Here is a 20,148-nt window from a genome sequence, read left to right as displayed (position 1 = left end):
TTCGTGATTTTTTCGGTTCAACAGGATGCTATTTGTTCAGCACGGCCGTACCCGAGATCGAGTAGTGGTCGGAAAGATCGTAGAACGTGGAGGAATTGAGCACCTGGAAGTCCGAACAGCTCCAGCTGCCCTGCGGGAAGCCGATGAAGTAGTCGAGCTTGCTGCCGCCGAACGTGCCGTTGTTGTTGCACAGGCGCTTGCCCGTCTTCTCGTACTCGGCAATGGCCGGCGAGCTGGGACCGCAGTTCATGTCGCCCATCAGGATCACCGGCGTACCCTCGGCCACGGCCGGTTCGATCACCTGTGCGATCACCTCCTTGGCCTGCTCGTAGCAGGTTTCGTCACCGCCGAAGGCGTCGAGGTGCGTGCAGACGATGCGGACCTTCACACCCGTCGGGTTGGCATCCGTCGGGACGAGGATGTCGGCCCAGCCGGCCGAACGCTGGTCGGCGCCCGTGAACATGCCCAGCAGCACGCGGCCCGAGTTGACGATCGGATACTTCGAGAGGATCACGTTGCCGTAGAAGCCCGAATCCTTGTCGTAGGAGTGGATGAAGAAGGGATACATGCCCAGCTCCTTGGCAAACTCCGTAGCCTTCTCCTTCATGTACATCGCACCGGTCAGCGTCTCGAACTCGTTGAAGCAGACGATGTCGGCCTTCTGGTTCTTGATCTCCGTCACGAAGAGGCTGATGTCCTTCGAGACGTTGCTGTTGCCGCGGTATTCCAACGCCTTGATGTTCCACTCCATGCACTTGAGTTTCACATCCTGCGCCTCGGCCTCCGCCAGCGGGAAGAAAAGCCCGGCAAAGAGGGCGGCGCCCAAAATATATTTGCTTATTTTCATGGCTTGACTGATTTACAATCGGTTAATAACCCTTGTTCTGCTTCAGGTTCACCGTACCCGTGAAGGCGCGCTCCGGAATCGGGAACACCTTGTTGTAGGTCGGATTGAACGTGCGGGCCGGGTAGACCTCCCTTTCCTCGGTAACGATCTTGCCGTCGACACCCTTCGAGATGACGCTGTGCAGCGGCTTGGTCAGCAGCTCGGGACCCAGACCCCAGCGCACCACGTCGATGAAACGGCTGGGCTGGAACTCGAAGGCCAGCTCGCAACGGCGCTCGTTCTGGAGCTGAGCCTTCGTGGCCTGACTGTTGCGCGGCAGACCGGCACGGTCGCGGATGTCGTTGATGAGCTCCTTGGCCTCGGCATTGCCCTCACCCTGAGTCCAGATCAGCGCCTCGGCCTTCATCAGCATCACGTCGGCATAGCGCATCAGGCTTACGTTAAGCGAATTCCAGAGCTTGTCACGCAACTGCGTCACCTCAGCATAGTAGTTTGCATCCTCGGGACGGCTCGACGAACGCTCCCACGGCGAGAGGAACTTGCGCATGAGCATACCGGCCGAAATGTGGTTGCTGCCGCTCCAGGAGATCTCCAGGGCCGAACCGTCGGGCGAATAGCCGGCGAAGACCCACGACCAACCCATGAACTCGAACGACTGGCCCGGGTAGAGGATCGTCACGTCGCGACGCTGGTCGCCCTCCTCGAAAGCCTTGTAGAGCTCGAGGCTCGGCGTATAGTAGCCCCACGTATTGTAGTAGCCCCAGCCGGCGTTCTGGAACGTCACGCCGTGGTAGCGGGCACCGTTCGTCGTGCTGCCCTCGAGCGAGAAGATGTACTCGCACGAGTGGTTCTGGTCCGACGTCCAGAGGTTGCGGTAGGAATTCAGTTTGTTGTTCGGGTCGATGTAGAGCGCGCGCTTGTCGGCGCCGGTCATGTTCATCACCTTGTCGCACATCTCGATCACGATGTCGTAGTACTTTGCGTCGTACATCGAGGCGTAGAGGGCGGCACGGGCGGCATAGGCCCAGGCGGCAGCCTTGTGCGGGAGACCGATCTGGTCGGCCGGCAGTTCCGAGAGGTACGGCAGCTTGTTGCCCGCCTCGCGGAAGTCGGCAATGATCTGGTCGTAGTTCTGCAGCACGTGCGACGGACGCGGAGAGTCGATGTCCTCGGTAGCCGTCTTCTCCGTAATGATCGGAATACCGCCGTTCGTATCGTCACCGTAGTAGGGAACCATCCACAGCATCGAGAAGCCGCGGAAGAAGAGTGCCGTACCGAGCGCCTGATCCTTGAATGCCTGATCGAACGACATGTCGGGCACGAGCTTGATAATGTTGTTGGCCTTGGCCACGTTCTGGTACATCACCTCCCAGACACGCGACACGTCGTTGCTGTTCGAGGGCGACATGCGGAACTCGCGGATTTCGTCCACCGACGCACGGTCGCGGCCGATGAGGATATTGTCGCTGGCGCACTCGAGCCACATGTGGCCGCGGCCGCAGATCTCCTCGCTCCAGTAGGGCGACACGAAATGGTAGAGACCGTAGATGGCCTGCATGACGTCCTCTTTCGACTGCCACGTCTCATCCTTGCCGTAGGATTCCCGATCCAGGAAATCGGCGCACCCCGACATGGCAAGAGCGCTGACGGCCAGGCAAATGCTGAATAATATCTTTTTCATGGTCGTTAGGTTTTAGAAGTTGAGGTTTACACCGAAGTTGAAGAAACGCGACGACGGATAGACACCGGCATCCAGACCGTAGTTGCCCACCTCGGGGTCGATACCCGAATAACCCGTGATCGTGGCGACGTTGTCGATGCTGACATAGACGCGCAGCGAACCGTTCTTCAGACCCACGTAGCGGGCGATGTGCTTCGGGAGCGTATAACCCAGCGTGATGTTCTTCAGACGCAGGTAGTCGCCCTTCTCGAGGAAGATGTCCGAGAACTTCGTGTAGTTGCCGTTGTCGTCCTCCGAGATACCCAGACGCGGGTACTTGCTCGACGAAGGATTGAAGTCCCACGTGTCGAAGACGTCGCTGATGAGGTTGCCGTAGTCCTGACGTCCGTTCATGGCCATCTGCTTCGTACCGTTGTAGATGTAGTTGCCGGCGACGCCCTGGAACATGAAGCTGAAGTCAAAGCCCTTCCAGTTGAGCGAGCCTCCGAACGAGAAGGTCTGCTTGGGCGTATAGCAGCCCGTCAGCACCTTGTCGTCGTCCGTGATAACGCCGTCGCCGTTCGTATCGACGAACTTCAGGTCGCCGACCTTGGCATTGGGCTGCACCTGCGTCACCTCGCCCGTCTCGGCGTTCTTGCTTACGTAGCGGTCGATCTCCTCCTGCGAACGGAAGATGCCGTCGGTACGGTAGATATAATAGGAGTACCAGGGATGTCCCACACCCGAGTAGAGAATCGGCGTGCTGTTGATGTTGGGGTTGTTGTGACGCACGAGCGGCTGCGAACCGTACTCCTCGACGTTGCTCTTGTTGGTCGAGAAGCTGCCCCAGACGTTGTAGTCGAGCTTGCCCTGGGCGGCAGTGTTGTGGTAGGCCACCGAGAACTCCCAACCGCGGTTGGTCACACGGCCCATGTTGCCCATCGGCGAGGTGGTCACACCCATCTGCGGGGGCGTCGGCACGTAGTCTACCAGGTCGCGCGTCTCCTTGTCATAGTAGTCGATCGTCACGTCGAGCGAGTTGTTGAACAGCGTCAGGTCGATACCGGCACTCGTCTGTACGGTCGTCTCCCACGTGGCGCCGGGGTTGGCGATCGTGTCGTAGTAGCCGCCGTAGACCGTGTTGCCGCCGATGAGCGAGCCGTCGGGATAGATCGACCAGGGCACATCCACCGACGAGGTGTTCGGGTAGAGGTCCACGTTACCGACCATACCCCAGCCGGCACGGAGCTTCACCAGGTCGAAGACCTTGCTCAGCGACGAATTGGCGAAGAACTTTTCCGAAGAGAGCTTCCACGCGGCGGATACGGCGGGGAACCAGTCGTAGTTCTTCGTGGGAGGCAGTTTCGAGGCGGCGTCGCGACGGATGCTGGCCGTCAGGAAGTAGCGGTTGTCGAACGAGTAACCCAGACGGGCGAGGAACGAAACCATCGCATATTCGTTGTAGTTCTCGGTCGGGTTGCGGTACCACTCGGAGTTCTGCCAGAGGTCCTGATACTTGTCCCACGTGTCGGTCGGATAGTTCTGCGTGCGGAAGTCGTATACGCGCAGCTTCTTGTAGTCGGTCGTAAAGCCGGCCATCGCCGAGATGTGGTGCTTGCCGAAGACTTCGGCGTAGGTGGCCGTCGTCTCCCACAGGTAGTGGAACGTGCGGGTCTGCTCCTGCTCGCGCAGCGTCGTCGTCGAGCCGCCCGGCACGTCGATCACCGGCGTGAAGGCGTCGGTCTCGAGGATGTCGAGGTCGGCCGTGAAGTCCGACTTGAGGGTCAGGCCGCGGACGGGCTTCACCTCGAACGAGGTCGTCGAGAAGAAACGCATCTGCGGGGCGCGGCTGTGCATCGTCTCGAGCTGGGCGACGGGGTTCACGATGTTCGGGCCCACGACGCCGGCAGCCATGTCGGCCGTCGAGGCGATGCCGCCCCATTTGGGTTTGCCGTTGTCGCCGTAGATGATCTTGCCGTCGGCGTCGCGGTCATAGACCGAAGCCGAAGCGGGGAACCAGAGGGCGCCGAGGATCGGGCCCGTGTGCGAGCGGTTGACATTGCCCTGGCCGTCGAGATACTCGAACGACACGCGCTCGGAGACCTTCAGCCACTTCACGGGCTTGAAGTCCGTCGAGAGCTTGGCGCCCAGCGACTCGCTCCAGGTATTGATGATCGTACCCTCCTTCTTGTCATAGGTCACCGACAGTACCGACGAGAGGCGCTCCGTACCACCGCTGAGCGAGATACCGTAGTGCTGCGTCATGCCGGCGCGGAAGATTTCGTCGAGCCAGTTCGTGCGCGTGATGTTGGCGCCCGCATAGACGGCCGGGTTGGCCAGGTTGGGCAGCGAACCGTTCGTGGAGTTCTCCACGGCCTTGGCCCATACGTCGCAGTACTGCTGTGCGTTGAGCATCGTCGGCAGGTTCATGGCCTTCTCGACGCCGATCGAAGCGTTGACATTCACGCGCAGCTTGCCCGATTCGGCCTGGCGCGTCGTGATGAGGATGACACCCGACGAACCTACCGAAGCACCGTAGATAGCGGCCGATGCGGCATCCTTCAGTACCGTCACGGTCTCGATATCCTCAACCATGTAGGGAGCATTGGGCACACCGTCGACAACGACCAGCACGCCGTCACCCGACGTCGGATCGTCGTCGTTACCCTTCGATCCGCGGCCGCGGATCGAGAACGATGCCTTGCGCATGGGGTCGCCGCCGGCCTGCTGGATCGTCACGCCGGGCATGCGGCCCTGGAGCAGCGTACCGAGGTCCGAGGCACGGCTGCGGGCCGCCTCGTCGACCTTGACCGTCTGCACGGCCATCGAAAGGTCCTCCTTGCGCTGCGAGCCGTAACCGATGGCCACGACCTCGCCGATCATCATGGCATCCTCCTCCATCGTGATGTCGATCTGCGTGCGGTTCATCACCGAGACGGCCTGCGTCTTGTAGCCGATGAACGAGAACTCGAGCACGGCATCCGCCGGCACGGCGATCTCATAACGGCCGTCCACGTCGGTCGTCACACCGTTGGTCGTGCCCTGCTGGATGACCGAAGCGCCGATGAGCGGATTCTGACCGGTGTCGATCAGGCGTCCCGAAACCGTTACGCGGTCCTGAGCCTGGGCCGGAAGAATGAGCATGCAGCAAAGCAGACCCATCAGAAGAGAACGGATGATCCTCCGTCTCTTCCCCGAAAAAGTCAAATTCATTTCCATAAAGTTAAGGTTAATAATTAATGTATCTGGTTGTGAAGGATTGCGGTTTATTTATTAAATTATTTAATTATTATACCCGCGACTGTAACGCATTTGCAACATTTACACTTTTCAATATTCAAAATTATCCAACATAATGGTGAGCCTGGGCGTATTTTACGTATTTATATCCTCATATTGCGCACATTTGACGCAAAACGGGACCGGGGAGGTTTTGCCTCCTCCCCGGCCGCGCCGCGGCCGCCGGTCAATCCGCAAAGGGATGCGGAGAACAGATGTAACCGTAAGCGCCGTAGAGGGTTCTCATCCGCGAGATGCGCCGCAGGAAATCGGCGTAGTCCTTCCGCTCGGGAGCCCAGCCCACCTCGGCCACGGCACCCAGGCGCGGCAGCAGCATGTACTGCGCCTGCGCGAAATCGGGGATGTATTCGGTCCAGAGATTCGCCTGCACGCCGAGCACGCAGCGCCGGGCAAGCGAGTCGAGCCCTTCATAGGGATCGAGTTCATAGACCTTGGAAAGGGGCAGAAAGCCGCCCCAGGCCAGGGGTTCGTGCTCGGTATCGTCCGTCTGGTAGTAGTCCAGGTAGCAGTGCGTCGTCGGGGCCATGACGACCGGATTGCCCTGCCGGGCCGCCCGGATGCCCCCTTCGGTGCCGCGCCACGACATGACGGCCGCCGTCGGCGAAACGCCGCCGTCGAGAATCTCGTCCCAGCCGATCAGGCGCCGGCCGTGCGCCTGCAGGAAGCGCTCGATGCGCTTCGTCGCATAGCCCTGCAGTTGGCGGGGTTTCGTGAGCCCCTCGGCGCGCATGCGTGCCCGGCACTGCGGGCACTGCTCCCACATCTTCGTCGGGCACTCGTCGCCGCCGATATGGATATAGGTCGAGGGGAAGAGTTCGATCACCTCCCCGAGCACCTCCTCCATGAAGCGGAACGTCGAGTCGCGCCCCACGCAGAAGACCCGGTCGTCGATGTCCCACGTCTGGCGCACCTCGTACTGTTCGCCCGTGCAGCCCAGCCACGGACAGGAGGCCAGCGCCGCCACGGCATGTCCCGGAAACTCGATCTCGGGAATGACCGTAATGAAGCGCTGCGCGGCGTAGTCGACCACCTCGCGCACCTCCTCCTGCGTGTAGTAGCCGCCGTGGGGCGTCTCGTCGTATCGGCACGTCTCGTCGTACTCGCCGCCGGGGTCCTTGCCGATGAGCGTGCGCAGGCGCACCGAGCCGATGCGTGTCAGTTCGGGATATTTGCGGATTTCGAGCCGCCAGCCCTGGTCGTCGGTCAGGTGCCAGTGAAAGACATTCATCTTGTGCATGGCCATGAGGTCTATCGTCTGCTTGACCTCGTCGACCGTGAAAAAGTGGCGCGCCACATCGAGCATCAGCCCGCGGTAGGCCATCGCGGGCCGGTCCTCGATCTCCACGGCGGGCAATTCGACGGCCCGCACGCGGCCGCCGCCGAACGCCGCAGCCGGCAGGAGCTGCCGCAGCGTCTGCACGGCGTAGAAGGCCCCTTCGGGAGCTCCCGAACGAATATCCACACGTTCTGACGTCACCGTCAGGCGGTAGGCGTCGGGCTCCATCGAGGCGTCGAGCTGGAAATTCACCGCTCCTTTTTCACCGGCAGCGGGAAGAAGGCACTCGAGCCCGCGGCCGAAAATCGGTTGCAGCACGTCGTCGAGCGCCCCGGCGACGCAGCGCATGCGCTCGTCCGGAGAGTCGATGCAGACGCGCGTCGAAGCCCCGAGGCGGAACACGCCCTGCGCGGGCGTCACGCGCACCGGAACGGGAACAATGTCGACAATCCCGTCCGACGGGACGGTCCGGCCGCATCCGCTCCCCAACGCGAGGAGACACGCGGCCAACAGTATCCGGAACCGTTCCATAGGCTATTCACAGGCCGAAGCCCCCAAAAGTCCGACATGTTCGATGCGCGAGCAGCAGATATGCAGGCTCTGGGCCGTCTTCGCATAGGGGAAGTGCTTGATCTGCTCGTACATGGCTTCGCTGAAGAAGTCGAAGGCATGGGCGATGCTGCCGCCGAAGACGATCGCCTGCGGGTCGTAGGCATAGAGGGCCAGCATGACCAGGTTGCCCACGTGCACGCCGAATTCGCGCCACAGCGCCAGCGCGCGGGGATCGCCCGCCGCGGCCCGTTCGAAGGCCTGTTTTCCGGTCGTGCCGCGCCCGACGAAGAAGCGGCTGCTGCAATAGTATTCGTAGTCGCGGTCCAGATAGGGGATGCCGCCGATCTCGCCGGCGCCCGTATTGTGGCCGCAGTAGAGTTTGCCGTCGATCACCACGCCGGCGCCCACGCCCGTACCGAGGGCGATGCAGACCACGTCGCGGTAGCCGTGCGCCTCACCGAAGTGGCAGACGCCCAGCGCGAAGCAGTTGCAGTCGTTGTTCACCGAGACGGGCACACCGAAACGCTCCTCGAAGCGCTCCTTGAGGTGCACCTCCCGCCACGAGGGGATGCCCACGACGTCGTAGACGATGCCGCGCGCGGCATCGACGACCGAGGGGACGCCGATGCCGATGCACTCGACCTCGGGCGTCATGAGCGCGCCGACGAGCGACGCGATATGTTCGAGGACCTCCTCTTCGGGACGGTCCGACTTGCAGGGCTCGGAGAGCAAACGCACGATCCGGCCGTCGACAACCTGGCCGACCCGCACGTTCGTTCCGCCCAAATCCACTCCTATTCTCATCGTTCCACCGCTATTTCCGTGATTTCACCATGCTGGAAGCGTGCGTGGTCGACCATGCGGCCGTCGTCCTCGCGAATCCAGGTTTCGAAGCCCCGCTCGCCCTCCGTCAGCACCAGCAGACGCACGCCGGGACGCAGGTCGTTGTAGGTCGTATTGTCGCCCGAGTAGCGGCCGTATCCGAGGCAGACGCCCTTGTCGGCCACCATGTAGTCGATGTCGTGGTCGTGCCCGACGAACGTACCCATGACGCTGCCCGTCTCGACCATCGCGGCGAACATGCCCGTGTTGAGCGCCCCGGGGCACTCCTCCTCGGCCGCCCGGCCGATGTGGGTCGCGTCGGGATTGCGCCACGCCGCAAGGTACTCGTGCAGCACGATGTGGAAGAAGGCCAGCGACGGCACCGCCTGCCCGCCGTTCGCGGCCGTGCGGGCCGTGCAGCAGTCACGCAGCCACGCCACCTGCGCGGGCGTGAACCAGCCGTAGCCGTCGACCCCTTCGACGGTCGAGTAGTCGTGCGAATCGAGGCAGTAGAGCACGAGCGCGGGCTGCTGCGAATCGCGCCCGAGCACCACCAGCTCGCGGTCGGCCAGCTCGCCGGCATCGTTGAGCGTATTGAGGCTCCCGCGGCAGGAGGTCACCAGACGCGCGATCTGCGCCCGCGTGAGGTCCTGTTCGTGGTCGTGGTTGCCCAGCACCACGCAGAAGGGCACGCGGCGCGCCGTCATCGTGTCGAGCAGGCGCCGCCACATCCCTTCGGCGGGAGGTCCCGTCACCACGTCGCCCGTGAAGACGACCAGATCGGGCCGCTCGAGCGCCAGCACGCGGTCGAGCCGCGCAAAGGTCTTCTCGGCCTCGGCCAGCCGCCGGGGCTTCGAAGGATCGAGGTGCATGTCCGTAAACTGTGCGATCTTGAAAGTCCCGTCATCGCCGAAGCGCAGCACGGGCTGCTGCGCCCGGATCAGGCCCAGCCCCCCGAAAGCGAGGGCGCAGGCCGCCAGAATCCATCTTTTCATATCGGTCATTCCGTTTTAGTTCAACTTCACACGTCCGCTCTGTGCGACGTGCACCGTACTGCTCCGGCCGTCGCCCCACGTCACCGTCAGGTCGAACGGCACATCGGTCTCGACGCTCACCTCGGGTACGGCGTCCGCCGAGCGCCGAGCGGCGGCCTTCAGTGTCACAACCCCCTCGGGGCCGAACGGATAGCGCTCGATGCCGTGCGCCTCCGTCCTGGAGACGTGCCACTCGATGCGGTTCTCCGAATAGTCGGACTGGATGCCGAGGATGTACTCGATGAAGACCGCAATGGGCGGCAGGCCGGTCCAGCCGACAAAATCCTTGCGGGCCATGAAGCCGGGCTCGATCCGCTCCGGGGCGTAGTACTCCCAGAAGGTCCCGGTCTTCTTCCACACCTCGAAGACCGCGGCGTAGTGGTTCTCGGCGATCTGCTGCGCCTCGGCACGGTAGCCGTTGCGCCAGAGTCCGTCGATAATCATGTAGTTCGTGCCGGGCCACACGCCCCCCTGCCAGTAGCGGCCCAGGGCGTTGTACTTGCGGTGGTCGGCCGCCAGCGACGGTACGCGGTGCGGGCGGTCGAACTCCGCCGTATCGCACAGGTGGGCGACCAGCCGGTCCAGCCGCTCGCGGTCGAGCACGTCGGTCTGCAACGCCCAGTAGGCGTAGACCCCCTTTGCCGTGCCGAGCGACCCGTCGGCCTGGCGGTCGAAGAGGAAGCCCTCCCCGTCATCCCACATGCACTCGTTGATGTGGCGGCGCAGAAAGCGGTTTTCGTCCTCGACCTCCTCGATCTCCTGCCAGCGCTCGATGTAGAAGCCGATCTGGAGCAGCGACTCGTTGACGAGCATCTGTTGCAGGTTCGTGTCGAGCCACTCCATGTGGCCGTTCGAGAAGATCTGGTTGTACTCCTCCTTCACGCGCGGCATGTTGTCCATGCCCGTGCCCCAGCCGCTCGACCAGTAGGTGCCGTTGGGCCACGTGCGGTTGAGTTTCCACCACTTGGCATAGGCGCACAGCGCCGGGAAGACCCGGTGCAGGCGCTCCAGATCGCCGTACTGGCGGTAGTAGGCCAGCTCGACCCACGGCAGCAGGTCGGGCCCCGTCGACGTGGGGTCGTAGCGTTCGAAACAGTCCGAACCGTCGGCCCGTATCTCGCGGCAGATGAAGCCGTCGGGATGCTGCTTGGCGTAGAAGTTGTCGAGCGTCCGCTGGAAGGGGAAGAAGCGGTAGCCGTAGCGGGCGAACATCATCATGAACGAGGCGTCCCACATGAAGATGTTGCCGTTGTAGGCAATGTCGAGGTAGGGCGAGACGAATCCCGACCCCTCGGCCGGCTGGCGGATGTTGCCCACGGCGATGCGCCAGGCATGCCAGTACATCTCGATCTCGCGCTCGTGCCCCTCCCAGAAGGGGGCGGGAAGAATCCGGCGCGCCTCGTCGAACGAACGCGGCTCGATCCGCTCCGGCGTGGCGTTGCGGAACTCGTTTTCGGCCACGAAGACCTCCTTGACGTAGGTATTCTTGTACGGAAGCTCGTAGGGACCCGACATCAGCCCCTGCGCGGAGGCCGCGCAGGCGATGCCGAGGGCCGCGAGCGCCGTGATCACGCTGCGTATCATGACCGTCACTTCTTCCGTTCGTTATAGAGCGCCTTGATGCGGCGCGCGATCTCCGTATTGAGGTAGGCGCCGCAGAAACGGTCGGCGCCGGGTCCGTAGGCGAAGACGGGAAGCATCGCGGGCGAGTGGTCGTCCGAGACGTAGCACCCCATGACACGGCCCGTGCGCTCGTCGCCGTCGAGCACCGTCAGGCCGCCCGTCTCGTGGTCGGCCGTCACGATGACGAGCGTCTCGCCGTTCGAGTCGGCGAAGCGCAGCGCCTCGGCCACGGCCTGGTCGAAGCTCAGCATCTCGATGATCGAGCCGGGCAGGCAGCGCGAGTGGCCCGCATAGTCGATCTTGGCCCCCTCGACCATGAGGAAGAAGCCCTCGCCGCCGCGCTCGCGGAGCTTGGCGATCGCCTCGCGCGTGGCGTCGGCCAGCAGCGAGAGGTTTGCCTCCTCGGCCGCGTCGTCCATCCGCTCGTCAATGCAGATCACCTTGCCCTTGCGGTCGTTGATCTCGTCGATCGAGCGCACGAAGCGGTATTTGCCGGAGAGCTCCTTCACGAGGTCCACGCCGTCGCCGCGCTCGGTGAACTGGCGGATGCCGCTGCCGCAGAGCAGGTCGATCTTCGCATCGAGCAGGCAGCGCGTCAGCTCGTCCGAGTTGTCGCGCTCGACCGAGTGGCCGTAGAAGGCCGTCGGCGTGGCATCCACGGCGTTGCCGAGCGTCAGCACGCCCACGGCGCAGCCTTCGTCACCGAAGAAGTCCGAGAGCGACGGATAGGGCTTGCCGTCGGCGCTCATGGCGATGTGGCGGTTGTTGTGGCGCTCGCCCGTGGCCAGGGCGCTGCCGCCCGCCGCCGAGTCGGTCGTGAAGGCATCGAGCGCATTGTTGCGCTGCAGGCCGATGTGCTTCATCTGGAGCGTCGTCAGCCCCTTGTTGGCGTAGGCGCCGGCGACGATCTGCGGAAGGCCCATGCCGTCGCCGATCAGGAAGATCACGTTGCGGATCACCCCTTCGCCGCCGTCGTTGCGGTAGGTCGGCGTGTAGATGTCAACCCCTTTCGAGAGCTGGAGTTTGTCGTTCTGGAAGCCGCTGAAGTCGCGCGTCGCCTTGTCCAGGCGCTTCGTGCCCGTCACGCCCGACGCCGCGTCGCGGTGCTCGCCGATGCAGAAGTTCTTGTTGCCGAAGTCGCTGAAGAAGGCGGCACACGTCTCCGGATGGTCCGTATTGATGTAGTCGATACCCAGGTTGTAGAAGGTGTAGTAGACGGTCGTGCCCTCGGGAGCGCCCCAGAAGCGCACGGGCTTCTCCCACGCATGGGCCCGGTCGATCACCTCCTCGACACGCGCCAGCTCCGCGGGGATGATCGAACCCTTGCCGTTCCAGTTCGAGAAGTCACGGAAATTGGCGCTCACGAGGGCAATGCGCTCGAGCTGCGCGGGCGTGTAGTCCGCATCCCACGCCCCGTCGAAGCGGACGAAGGCGGGGTATCGGTCGAAATCGGCCGGTTCGGGCACGCGGCCCGTCACCGTAACGCGCACCGCCTCGGGGTTCACCGCCGGGTCGAAGACCTCGGGCCAGCGCTGCAGCAGCGCAACGACGGCCTGCAAGGTCGGTTCGGTCTCGGACTTCAGCTCGACCATCAGCTGCAGCCGCTGGTCGGAATCCTTCCACGCGCGGCCGCCGTTGCGGGCGAAGAGCGTCACGAGCGGCTCGACGTAAAGAGCCTCGAAGGTCATATCGGAGACAAGGTCCTCGACGTCGTGGCCCACGAGGAGCACCCCGTCGCGGAGGAAGACATCGGCCTCGATCGACGAGACCTGCTGCGCATAGGCCTGGTAGAAGGGCATCGTGCGCGTGTAGTCGTTGTGCGAATGGATCAGCACGGGAGGCTGCGCGGCGACCGCGCCGCACAGTGACAGGAATGCAAGCAGCAATCCGGTTTTCAGCATCAGTTTCATGGCATAACTCGGTTAGTCGTTCGGTTTCGTATTATTCCGCATAGCGCAGCAGCGCCTTGACGGGGGCATGGTCGGAGACGTAGCCGCCGCCGAGCGTGTCGGGCAGGATCGTGCAGGTTTCGGCCTCGAGGCCGCCGCCGAAGAAGATGTAGTCGATCAGCGGGCGCTCCCCGACGGGAATCTGCCCGAAGTCGGCAAAGCTCCACCCCTCGCCGTAACGGACCGGCGCGGCGTTCCAGGCGCTGCGGAGCGTGCCGTCGTCGAGCACGTGGGCAATGACCGTCGAGGTCGGCTCGGCGTTGAAGTCGCCCGTGAGAATCACCGGACGGTCACCGCGCAGCGACGCGATGCGCTCAAGCAGCAGCGTCACGCCCTCACGGCGCGCCGTCTCGCCCACATGGTCGAGGTGCGTGTTCATGTAGAGCAGCTCCTGCCCGTTCGTTCCGTCACGCAGGACGACCCACGTGGCAATGCGTTCGCAGGCGCCGTCCCACCCTTTCGAGCCAGCCACCTCGGGCGTCTCGCTCAACCAGAAGGTGCCCGAGTCGAGCAGTTCGAAGCGCTCCGTGCGGAAGAAGATCGCATTGAACTCGCCCGCGCGGGCGCCGTCCTCGCGGCCCACGCCCACGGAGGTGTATCCGGGCAGCAGGGCCTGCAGGTCGTCGTACTGGTTCGAGAGCACCTCCTGCGTGCCGAGCAGGTCGACCTGCTGCGTGCGGACCAGTTCGCCGACCCGCTCGCGGCGGAAACGCCAGTTGTTCTCCCCGTCCTCGGGGTTGTCGTAACGCATGTTCATCGTCATGACGGTCAGCTCCTGCGGAGCCTTGCCGCAGGAGACGGCTCCCGCGAGCATCAGTAAAAAGAAGAGTTTTTTCATACCGTAGCAGTTTTTTTCCGCGTCGCCCGGGAACCGACCCCGCCGCTGCCGCATCGCTGCGGAGCACCACACACACCAAAAATCCGGACCGTCCACCGGCAGGGAACGGCCCCGGGCTTCGTAGAGCGTTATTTTACAAAGAGATTTTCCGCGGGAATCGGGGCAAACTCCGTCGCGCCGGGCGCCTTCCAGCCCCAGGAGAGCTCCTGCCCCTCGTAATCCTCGAAGTAGAGCAGGCGGAAGGCGTGCAGCCCCTCGTCGAGGGCCACGCGGCCCGTGGCCGTGACGGCGGCATGCGACGTGTCGTTGTCGACGACCTTGTGGCCGTCGATCAGCAGCACGCTGCCGTCGTCGCTGCGCGTCGAGAACTCCCAGACACCCCGCTGCGGGATGCGCACGAGCCCCTCGAAGATGTAGGCGAAGTGGTCCTCCTGCGGCGCTTCGGCGATCGACGGTGACGGCATCACGCCGCGCGAGACGGGGTGCGAGCGCTCGATGTCGGCCACGCGCGCGAAGGTCCCCTCGTAATAGGTGTAGGCTACCCCCTGCTCACCCGCCGCGGCGGCTGCCGCCGGCAGGAACTCGGCCTTCTCGGCCTGCAGGGTCATCGTGCGGCTCGGGGCGGCACCCGCCTTGAAGCCCCGGGCGCGGAGCGTCAGCGTGCGCTCCACGCGGATCGGCGACTCGTAGAGGGCCGAGAGCGAATCGGGCTCCGAGCCGTCGAGCGTGTAGCGGATTTCGGCCCCGGGCGTCGTCGTCGCCAGCGCGACGTCGACCGGCTCGGTGAAGAGGCTTACGGACTGCGTCGTGTAGGGGATCGAGACCGCCTCGCCGCGCGTGAGCGAGTAGGGCTGCGCCTCGGCCGAGGTGCCGCGCGTGAGGTCCGCCTCGGGCAGCATCTTAAAGTGCAGCTCGCCGCCCGCCATGAGCTGTTCATAGGTAATGAAGTTCGCATCGACCGGCTCGCCGTTGAGCGTCACCGCACCGACATAGCGGTTGCGGCGCGGCGTGTCGGCCGTGACGGTGAGCGTCCGCCCGTTGGCCAGGCGCACGGTGGCCCGCTCGAAGAGCGGCGCCGTCAGGACAAACTGGTTCGAGCCGGGGCAGACGGGATAGAAGCCCAGCGACGAGAAGATGTACCAGGCCGACATCTGCCCGCAGTCCTCGTTGCCGATGATGCCCTCGGGCGTCGGAGCGTACATCTCGTCGAGCAGGCGGCGCGTCAGAGCCTGCGTCTTCCACGGCATGCCGACGTAGCTGTAGAGGTAGGCCATGTGGTGGCTCGGCTCGTTTCCGTGGGCATACTGGCCCATGAGGCCCGTGATGTCGACCAGACCGACATCCTCGTGCGGCGATTCGAGCGTGAAGAGGCGGTCGAGCTCCCGGACGAAGGCCTCGCGGCCGCCGAAGAGCTGTTCGAGGCCGTTCACGTCGTGCGGCGCGAAGAAGCGGTACTGCCACGGCGTGGCCTCGGTGTAGTCGCGCCCGGCGACGAACTCCTCGAAGGGCTCCGACCAGCTGCCGTCGCGCTGCCGCCCGCGGAAGAAGCGGGTCGAGCCGTCGAAGACGTTGACGTAGTTGAGCGCCCGGCCGTAGTACTCCGCAGCCAGGTCCTCGCGGCCCAGCGCCTCGGCCATGCGGGCGATGGTCCAGTCGTCATAGGCGTATTCGAGGGCGCAGGAGACCGATTCGCGGAGAATGTTCGAGGGGATGTACCCCTCGGTGACGTAGTACTCCGAGCCCTTGCGGTTGCAGTTCGACGAGCGCACCATGGCGTCGAGCGCCCGCTCCGCATCGAAGTCCCGGATTCCCTTCATCCAGGCGTCGGCGATGACCGCCGCGGCGTGGTATCCGATCATCGTGCGCGTCTCGCCCGACGAAAGGGGCCAGATCGGCAGCTCGCCCGTCGCATCGTACATGTCGAGCATCGAGCGGACCATGTCGCTCACGAGCGTCGTGTCGACAAGCGTCTGCAGGGGGTTCCACGCCCGGAAGGTGTCCCACAGCGAGAGGGTCGAATAGTAGGCCCGGCCGGCGGGCAGACGGCCGATGGTGCCGTCGCTGCGGCGGTAGTCGCCGTTGACGTCGCTCATCAGGTTGGGCGTGAGTTTCGCATGGTACTGCGCCGTATAGAAGACCGTGCGCTCGTCGCGCGTGCCGCCCTCGACGACGATGTCCGAGAGGGCGTCACGCCACAGCGCCTCGGCGCGTGCGTGCACGGCGTCGAAATCGAGTTCGGGAACCTCCGCCAGGCGGTTCTCACGGGCATTCTCCGCGCTGACGGCCGAAAGGCCCACCGCCACGGTGAGCGTTCCGACCTCCGGGGCGAAGGTGAGGACGGCCTGCCGGTCGCCGAGCAGCTCGACATCGGTGAAGGGCTCCGAGAAGCGGGCCGAGAAGTAGACGTACTGGTCGGCCACCCAGCCCTGCGTGCGGCGCATGCCCTCGATCTCGTCGGCAGCCGTCTGCCGCAGTTCGCGCAGGTCGATCCGCTCCTCGGTGATCGTGTGCATCAGGTCGATGACCACGCGCCGCGGCCCCTCGCCGCGGAACGTGTAGCGGTGCACGCCCGTGCGGGGCGTCGCCGTCAGCTCGACCTCCAGCCCGTCGTCGGAGAGTTCGACGGCGTAGTAGCCGCACGAAGCCCGCTCACGGCGGTGCGTAAAGGCATAGGGTTCATGGATGAACTCCCCGTCGCGCACCACCTCCGTGCGCAGCGTGGGATAGAAAAGGATGTCGGCCAGATCGGCGCAGCCCGTACCGCTCAGGTGCGTATGGGAGAAGCCGTCGATCGTCGTATCGTCGTAGTGGTAGCCGGCGCAGGCGTCCCAGTCGCCCGAGCGCGTGTCGGGGCTGAGCTGCACCATGCCGAAGGGCGTCGTGGCGCCGGGATAGGTATGACCGTGGAATCCGGTTCCGATGAAGGGATCGACATAGCCGATCGGTTCGGAGGGTTGCGTGCAGGCCGCGCACGCGAACACCGCCAGGGCCAGTGTCAAGGTTCGCATCATGTTCGTTCAGGTTAAAGTTTCAGGTATACAAATATACGAAAGAAGCGCCGCCAAATGGCGGTGATTTGCGCTTTTGCATCCTCACTTTGCGCACAGATTACATCTCCCGCCGCCCCGCACGGGAGAAAAAAAGAGACTCCGCCCGGCGATGTTTTGGCAAAAAAAGCTATCTTTATACCGAAAAAAGCGTATCGGCATGGCACGTATCATCTTCCTGACGGACTTTTCCGAAGCCTACGCCCGGGGGCTGCTGCTGGGCATCGCCCGCTACGCGCACGACACCGGACAGGCGTGGAGCCTCTGCCGGCTGCCCCTGTCGATCCGCGACAAGTTCGGCATCGAGGCCGTCGTCGAATGGGCGCGGCGGATGCGCGCCGACGCCGTCATCGGACAGTTCTACTCGACGGACCGTGTCGAGCTCTTCGCCCGCAACGGCATCATCGCCATCGCCCAGGATTTCAAGACCCGCTTCACGACGATCCCCAACATCACGGGCCCCCACTACCGCGCCGGGGAGATGGGGGCGGAATACTTCCTCAAAAAGGGATTCCGCCACTTCGCCTTCTACGGCACGCGCGGGATCGTCTGGTCGGACGAACGCTACCAGGGGTTCCGCGACACGATCCGCCGCGCCGACAATGCCGAATTCACCTTCTCGGCGCTGCGCAACACCTCGCAGACCGACCTGTGGCACTACGACCCGATGCAGCTGACCACGTGGCTGCAGTCGCTGCCCAAGCCCGTGGCGATCATGGCGTGCGACGACAACCAGGCCTACCACATCACCGAGGCGTGCCACCAGGCCGAGGGCGCGGGATTCCGCATTCCGGACGACATCGCCGTGCTGGGCGTCGACAACGACGAGACGATCTGCCGGCTCTCGGCACCGAACCTCTCGTCGCTCAACCAGAACATCGAGCAGGGCGGCTACGACGTGGCCCGGCTGATCGACCGCATCCTCCACGACCCGAAGGCCGAACGCGAAGACATCATGGTCTACCCCACGCACATCGTGACGCGCCAGTCGACGGACATCTACGCCAACAACGACCCCCACATCGCCGAGGTACTCAAATACATCCACGAAAACATCAGCCAGAAGATCGCGGTCGACGAGCTGGTCACCCTCGTGCCGCTCTCGCGCCGCCTGCTGGAGTCGCGCTTCAAGAAGAGCATGGGCACGTCGATCTACGACTACATCATCCAGGTCCGCATCGAAAAGATGACCCAGCTGTTGAGCGAGGGGATGAGCGTCTCGGAGGCGGCTTCGGAGCTGGGATTCTCCGACATCAAGAACATCTCGCGCACCTTCAAGCAGCTCAAGGGCGTAACCCCGTCGGAATACCGGCAGCAGGTCATTCTCGGCAAGTTCTGACCCCGCCGCCGGTACCCGCCGCCGCACACGGCGGCCCGCAACCATCGCCCGGAGCCGCCGCCCGAATCTGCCGCACCGCTTCGGAACCGCCCGCCGCATCCACCATACCGGAACCGTCGCCGCAATCCTGCACCGCTTCAGAACCGCCGCCCGGACAAGGGCCGGCGGCACATGCGCCCTATTTTTTCCCGCCGGTACTCCGGCTGCGCGGCCGCACGGCAAGGGGTCGGGCCGCAGAGTCTTTCCGCGGTGCGGAGGAGGCCTTTGCCCCGTCCGTCCGGCGGGTTTCGGGCCGGCGCCGCACGGACCAGCCGAAATGGCCCAGCGCCCGGCCCAGCGCATAATACTCGCCGTGCGAATAGACGATCGGGCAGGCCCGCTCCAGACAGAACTTTCCCGTCGCGGGATCGATGTAGGCAGCATCGACCTGCACGTTGACCACCTCGGCCAGGAACATGTCGTGCGACCCCAGCGGCAGGACCTGCCGCACGCGGCATTCGATATTGACCGGGGCCTCGTCAACCAGCGGCGCGGCGACCTTCGCCGCAGGCAGGGGCGTCAGGCCCGCCTCGCGGAACTTGTCGTGGTCGCGTCCCGAGCGGACGCCGCACCAGTCGGTGGCGCGCGCCAGCCGCTCGGTCGTCAGGTTGATGACAAATTCGCCCGTGCGGCGGATGATCTCATAGGAGTGGCGCTCGGGCCGGATCGAAACGTAGCACATCGGCGGATCGGTGCAGACCGTACCGGTCCACGCCACGGTCAGCAGGTTGTACTCCCCGGGCGTTGCGCCGCAGCTCACCAGCACGGCCGGCAGCGGATAGAGCACCGTGCCGGGTTTCCAGATCTCTTTCATGGTCGGTTTCCGTTTTTCGGACGCCGCAGTGCCCCGCAGCGCCGTTTTTCGTACAAAGGTACCGTTTTTTCGGTTATCTTTGCGGTATGCTGACGGATTTCATACGCTACCTCGAAGCCGAACGGCGCTATTCGCCGCTGACGGTGCGCAACTACCGGCGCGACATCGCGGGATTCCTCCGCTGGCTGGGCTACGAGGACCCCGACCGGGCCGACGTGAAGGAGATTACCACCGAACAGGTGCGCGACTGGATTCTCTACCGCACCGACACGGCCGCCATCGGTGCCGCGTCGATGAACCGCGAAGTGTCGTCGCTGCGCTCGTTCTTCCGCTGGCTGCTCCGCACGGGGGCCGTCGAGCACGACATCATGCGGCCAATCCGTTCACTCAAGAGCCCGCAGCGCCTTCCGGCATTCGTCTCCGAGAGCCGCATGGGCGGCATCGTCCGCGAATGCGGGACCGAATCCGAGGAGTTCGTCACCGAGCGCGACACGCTCATCATCCTGCTCTTCTACACCTGCGGGCTGCGCCTTGCGGAGCTTGTGGGCATCGACCGCGACGACTTCTCGGCCGACCACACGTCGCTGCGCATCCGCGGCAAGGGCGGCAAGCAGCGGCAGGTCCCCGTACTGGAGTTCGTGCGCGAAAAGATTTTGCATTACCTCCGCCTAATTGAAAGGCAAAATATTTGCAATTCTTCGGAAAAAGCACTATTTTTAACGTTGAAAGGCACACGCGTATCCCGAAGCAGCGTCTACCGCACGGTGCGGCGGGAGTTGCGCGACGCCGGGGTACAGGGCAAAAAGAGCCCCCACGTGCTGCGACACACCTTTGCCACACACCTGATGAACGGAGGCGCCGACATGCGCGAGATTCAGGAGCTCATGGGACACTCCTCGCTCAAGGCCACACAGGTCTATACGCACAACAGCATCGCCCGCCTCCGGGAGACATACCGGAAAGCCCATCCCCGCGAAAAGGGAGGGAAGTAGATAACTTTATAAAACG

13 protein-coding genes are annotated in these 20,148 nt (G+C 64.0%); 2 read left to right on the top strand and 11 right to left on the bottom strand.

What is annotated here, in order from left to right; genetic code table 11:
• Nucleotides 1-28: 28 nt before the first annotated feature.
• From Q1Y33_RS06360 to Q1Y33_RS06315, 10 genes are all read right to left on the bottom strand, one after another.
• Nucleotides 29-847 carry an endonuclease/exonuclease/phosphatase family protein gene (locus Q1Y33_RS06360; RefSeq protein WP_300798904.1) on the bottom strand — a complete coding sequence of 273 codons (819 nt, stop codon included), beginning with the start codon at nt 845-847 and terminating at the stop codon, nt 29-31.
• Between the two features lie 22 nt (nt 848-869).
• Nucleotides 870-2,528 (bottom strand): RagB/SusD family nutrient uptake outer membrane protein, encoded by a 1,659-nt coding sequence (locus tag Q1Y33_RS06355; protein ID WP_300798903.1) that lies wholly within the window; start codon nt 2,526-2,528, stop codon nt 870-872.
• Between the two features lie 12 nt (nt 2,529-2,540).
• Nucleotides 2,541-5,669, bottom strand: a complete 3,129-nt coding sequence (locus tag Q1Y33_RS06350) for a TonB-dependent receptor (protein WP_300798902.1) — start codon at nt 5,667-5,669, stop codon at nt 2,541-2,543.
• Nucleotides 5,670-5,973: 304 nt separating this feature from the next.
• Nucleotides 5,974-7,614: a beta-N-acetylhexosaminidase gene (locus Q1Y33_RS06345; RefSeq protein ID WP_300798901.1), complete on the bottom strand. Its 1,641-nt coding sequence runs from the start codon at nt 7,612-7,614 to the stop codon at nt 5,974-5,976.
• Nucleotides 7,615-7,617: 3 nt separating this feature from the next.
• Entirely contained in the window at nt 7,618-8,439 is an 822-nt protein-coding gene (locus tag Q1Y33_RS06340) for an ROK family protein (protein WP_300798900.1), read from the bottom strand.
• Nucleotides 8,436-9,452: a metallophosphoesterase family protein gene (locus tag Q1Y33_RS06335; RefSeq protein WP_300798899.1), complete on the bottom strand. Its 1,017-nt coding sequence runs from the start codon at nt 9,450-9,452 to the stop codon at nt 8,436-8,438. Before Q1Y33_RS06335 ends, Q1Y33_RS06340 begins: the two co-directional genes overlap by 4 nt.
• Nucleotides 9,453-9,467: 15 nt before the next feature.
• Complete coding sequence (locus Q1Y33_RS06330) at nt 9,468-11,006, bottom strand: trehalase family glycosidase (RefSeq protein ID WP_300798920.1); 1,539 nt, start codon at nt 11,004-11,006, stop codon at nt 9,468-9,470.
• 74 nt (nt 11,007-11,080) lie between these two features.
• Nucleotides 11,081-13,024 carry an alkaline phosphatase gene (locus Q1Y33_RS06325; RefSeq protein WP_300798898.1) on the bottom strand — a complete coding sequence of 648 codons (1,944 nt, stop codon included), beginning with the start codon at nt 13,022-13,024 and terminating at the stop codon, nt 11,081-11,083.
• 31 nt (nt 13,025-13,055) lie between these two features.
• The gene (locus Q1Y33_RS06320; protein WP_300798897.1) at nt 13,056-13,901 is read right to left on the bottom strand and encodes an endonuclease/exonuclease/phosphatase family protein; all 846 of its coding nucleotides are present in this window, start codon (nt 13,899-13,901) and stop codon (nt 13,056-13,058) included.
• A gap of 128 nt (nt 13,902-14,029) precedes the next feature.
• A complete protein-coding gene (locus Q1Y33_RS06315; RefSeq protein ID WP_300798896.1) occupies nt 14,030-16,912 on the bottom strand; it encodes a GH92 family glycosyl hydrolase in 2,883 nt (960 codons plus the stop codon).
• Between the two features lie 196 nt (nt 16,913-17,108).
• Here Q1Y33_RS06315 and Q1Y33_RS06310 point away from each other — a divergent pair, with 196 nt between their 5' ends.
• On the top strand, nt 17,109-18,287 hold the full coding sequence (locus Q1Y33_RS06310) for a DNA-binding transcriptional regulator (protein WP_300798895.1): 1,179 nt from the start codon (nt 17,109-17,111) through the stop codon (nt 18,285-18,287).
• A 178-nt stretch (nt 18,288-18,465) separates the two neighbouring features.
• On the opposite strand, the gene Q1Y33_RS06305 is transcribed toward Q1Y33_RS06310, so the two are convergent.
• Nucleotides 18,466-19,140, bottom strand: coding sequence for a flavin reductase family protein (locus Q1Y33_RS06305; RefSeq protein ID WP_300798894.1), 675 nt, complete (start codon nt 19,138-19,140; stop codon nt 18,466-18,468).
• An 86-nt stretch (nt 19,141-19,226) separates the two neighbouring features.
• Here Q1Y33_RS06305 and Q1Y33_RS06300 point away from each other — a divergent pair, with 86 nt between their 5' ends.
• Nucleotides 19,227-20,132, top strand: coding sequence for a tyrosine-type recombinase/integrase (locus Q1Y33_RS06300; protein ID WP_300798893.1), 906 nt, complete (start codon nt 19,227-19,229; stop codon nt 20,130-20,132).
• Nucleotides 20,133-20,148 lie beyond the last annotated feature (16 nt).

The sequence above is a fragment of the uncultured Alistipes sp. genome (assembly GCF_949296715.1).
Classification (GTDB): domain Bacteria; phylum Bacteroidota; class Bacteroidia; order Bacteroidales; family Rikenellaceae; genus Alistipes.
This window is presented reverse-complemented; position numbering and strand designations above follow the sequence as displayed.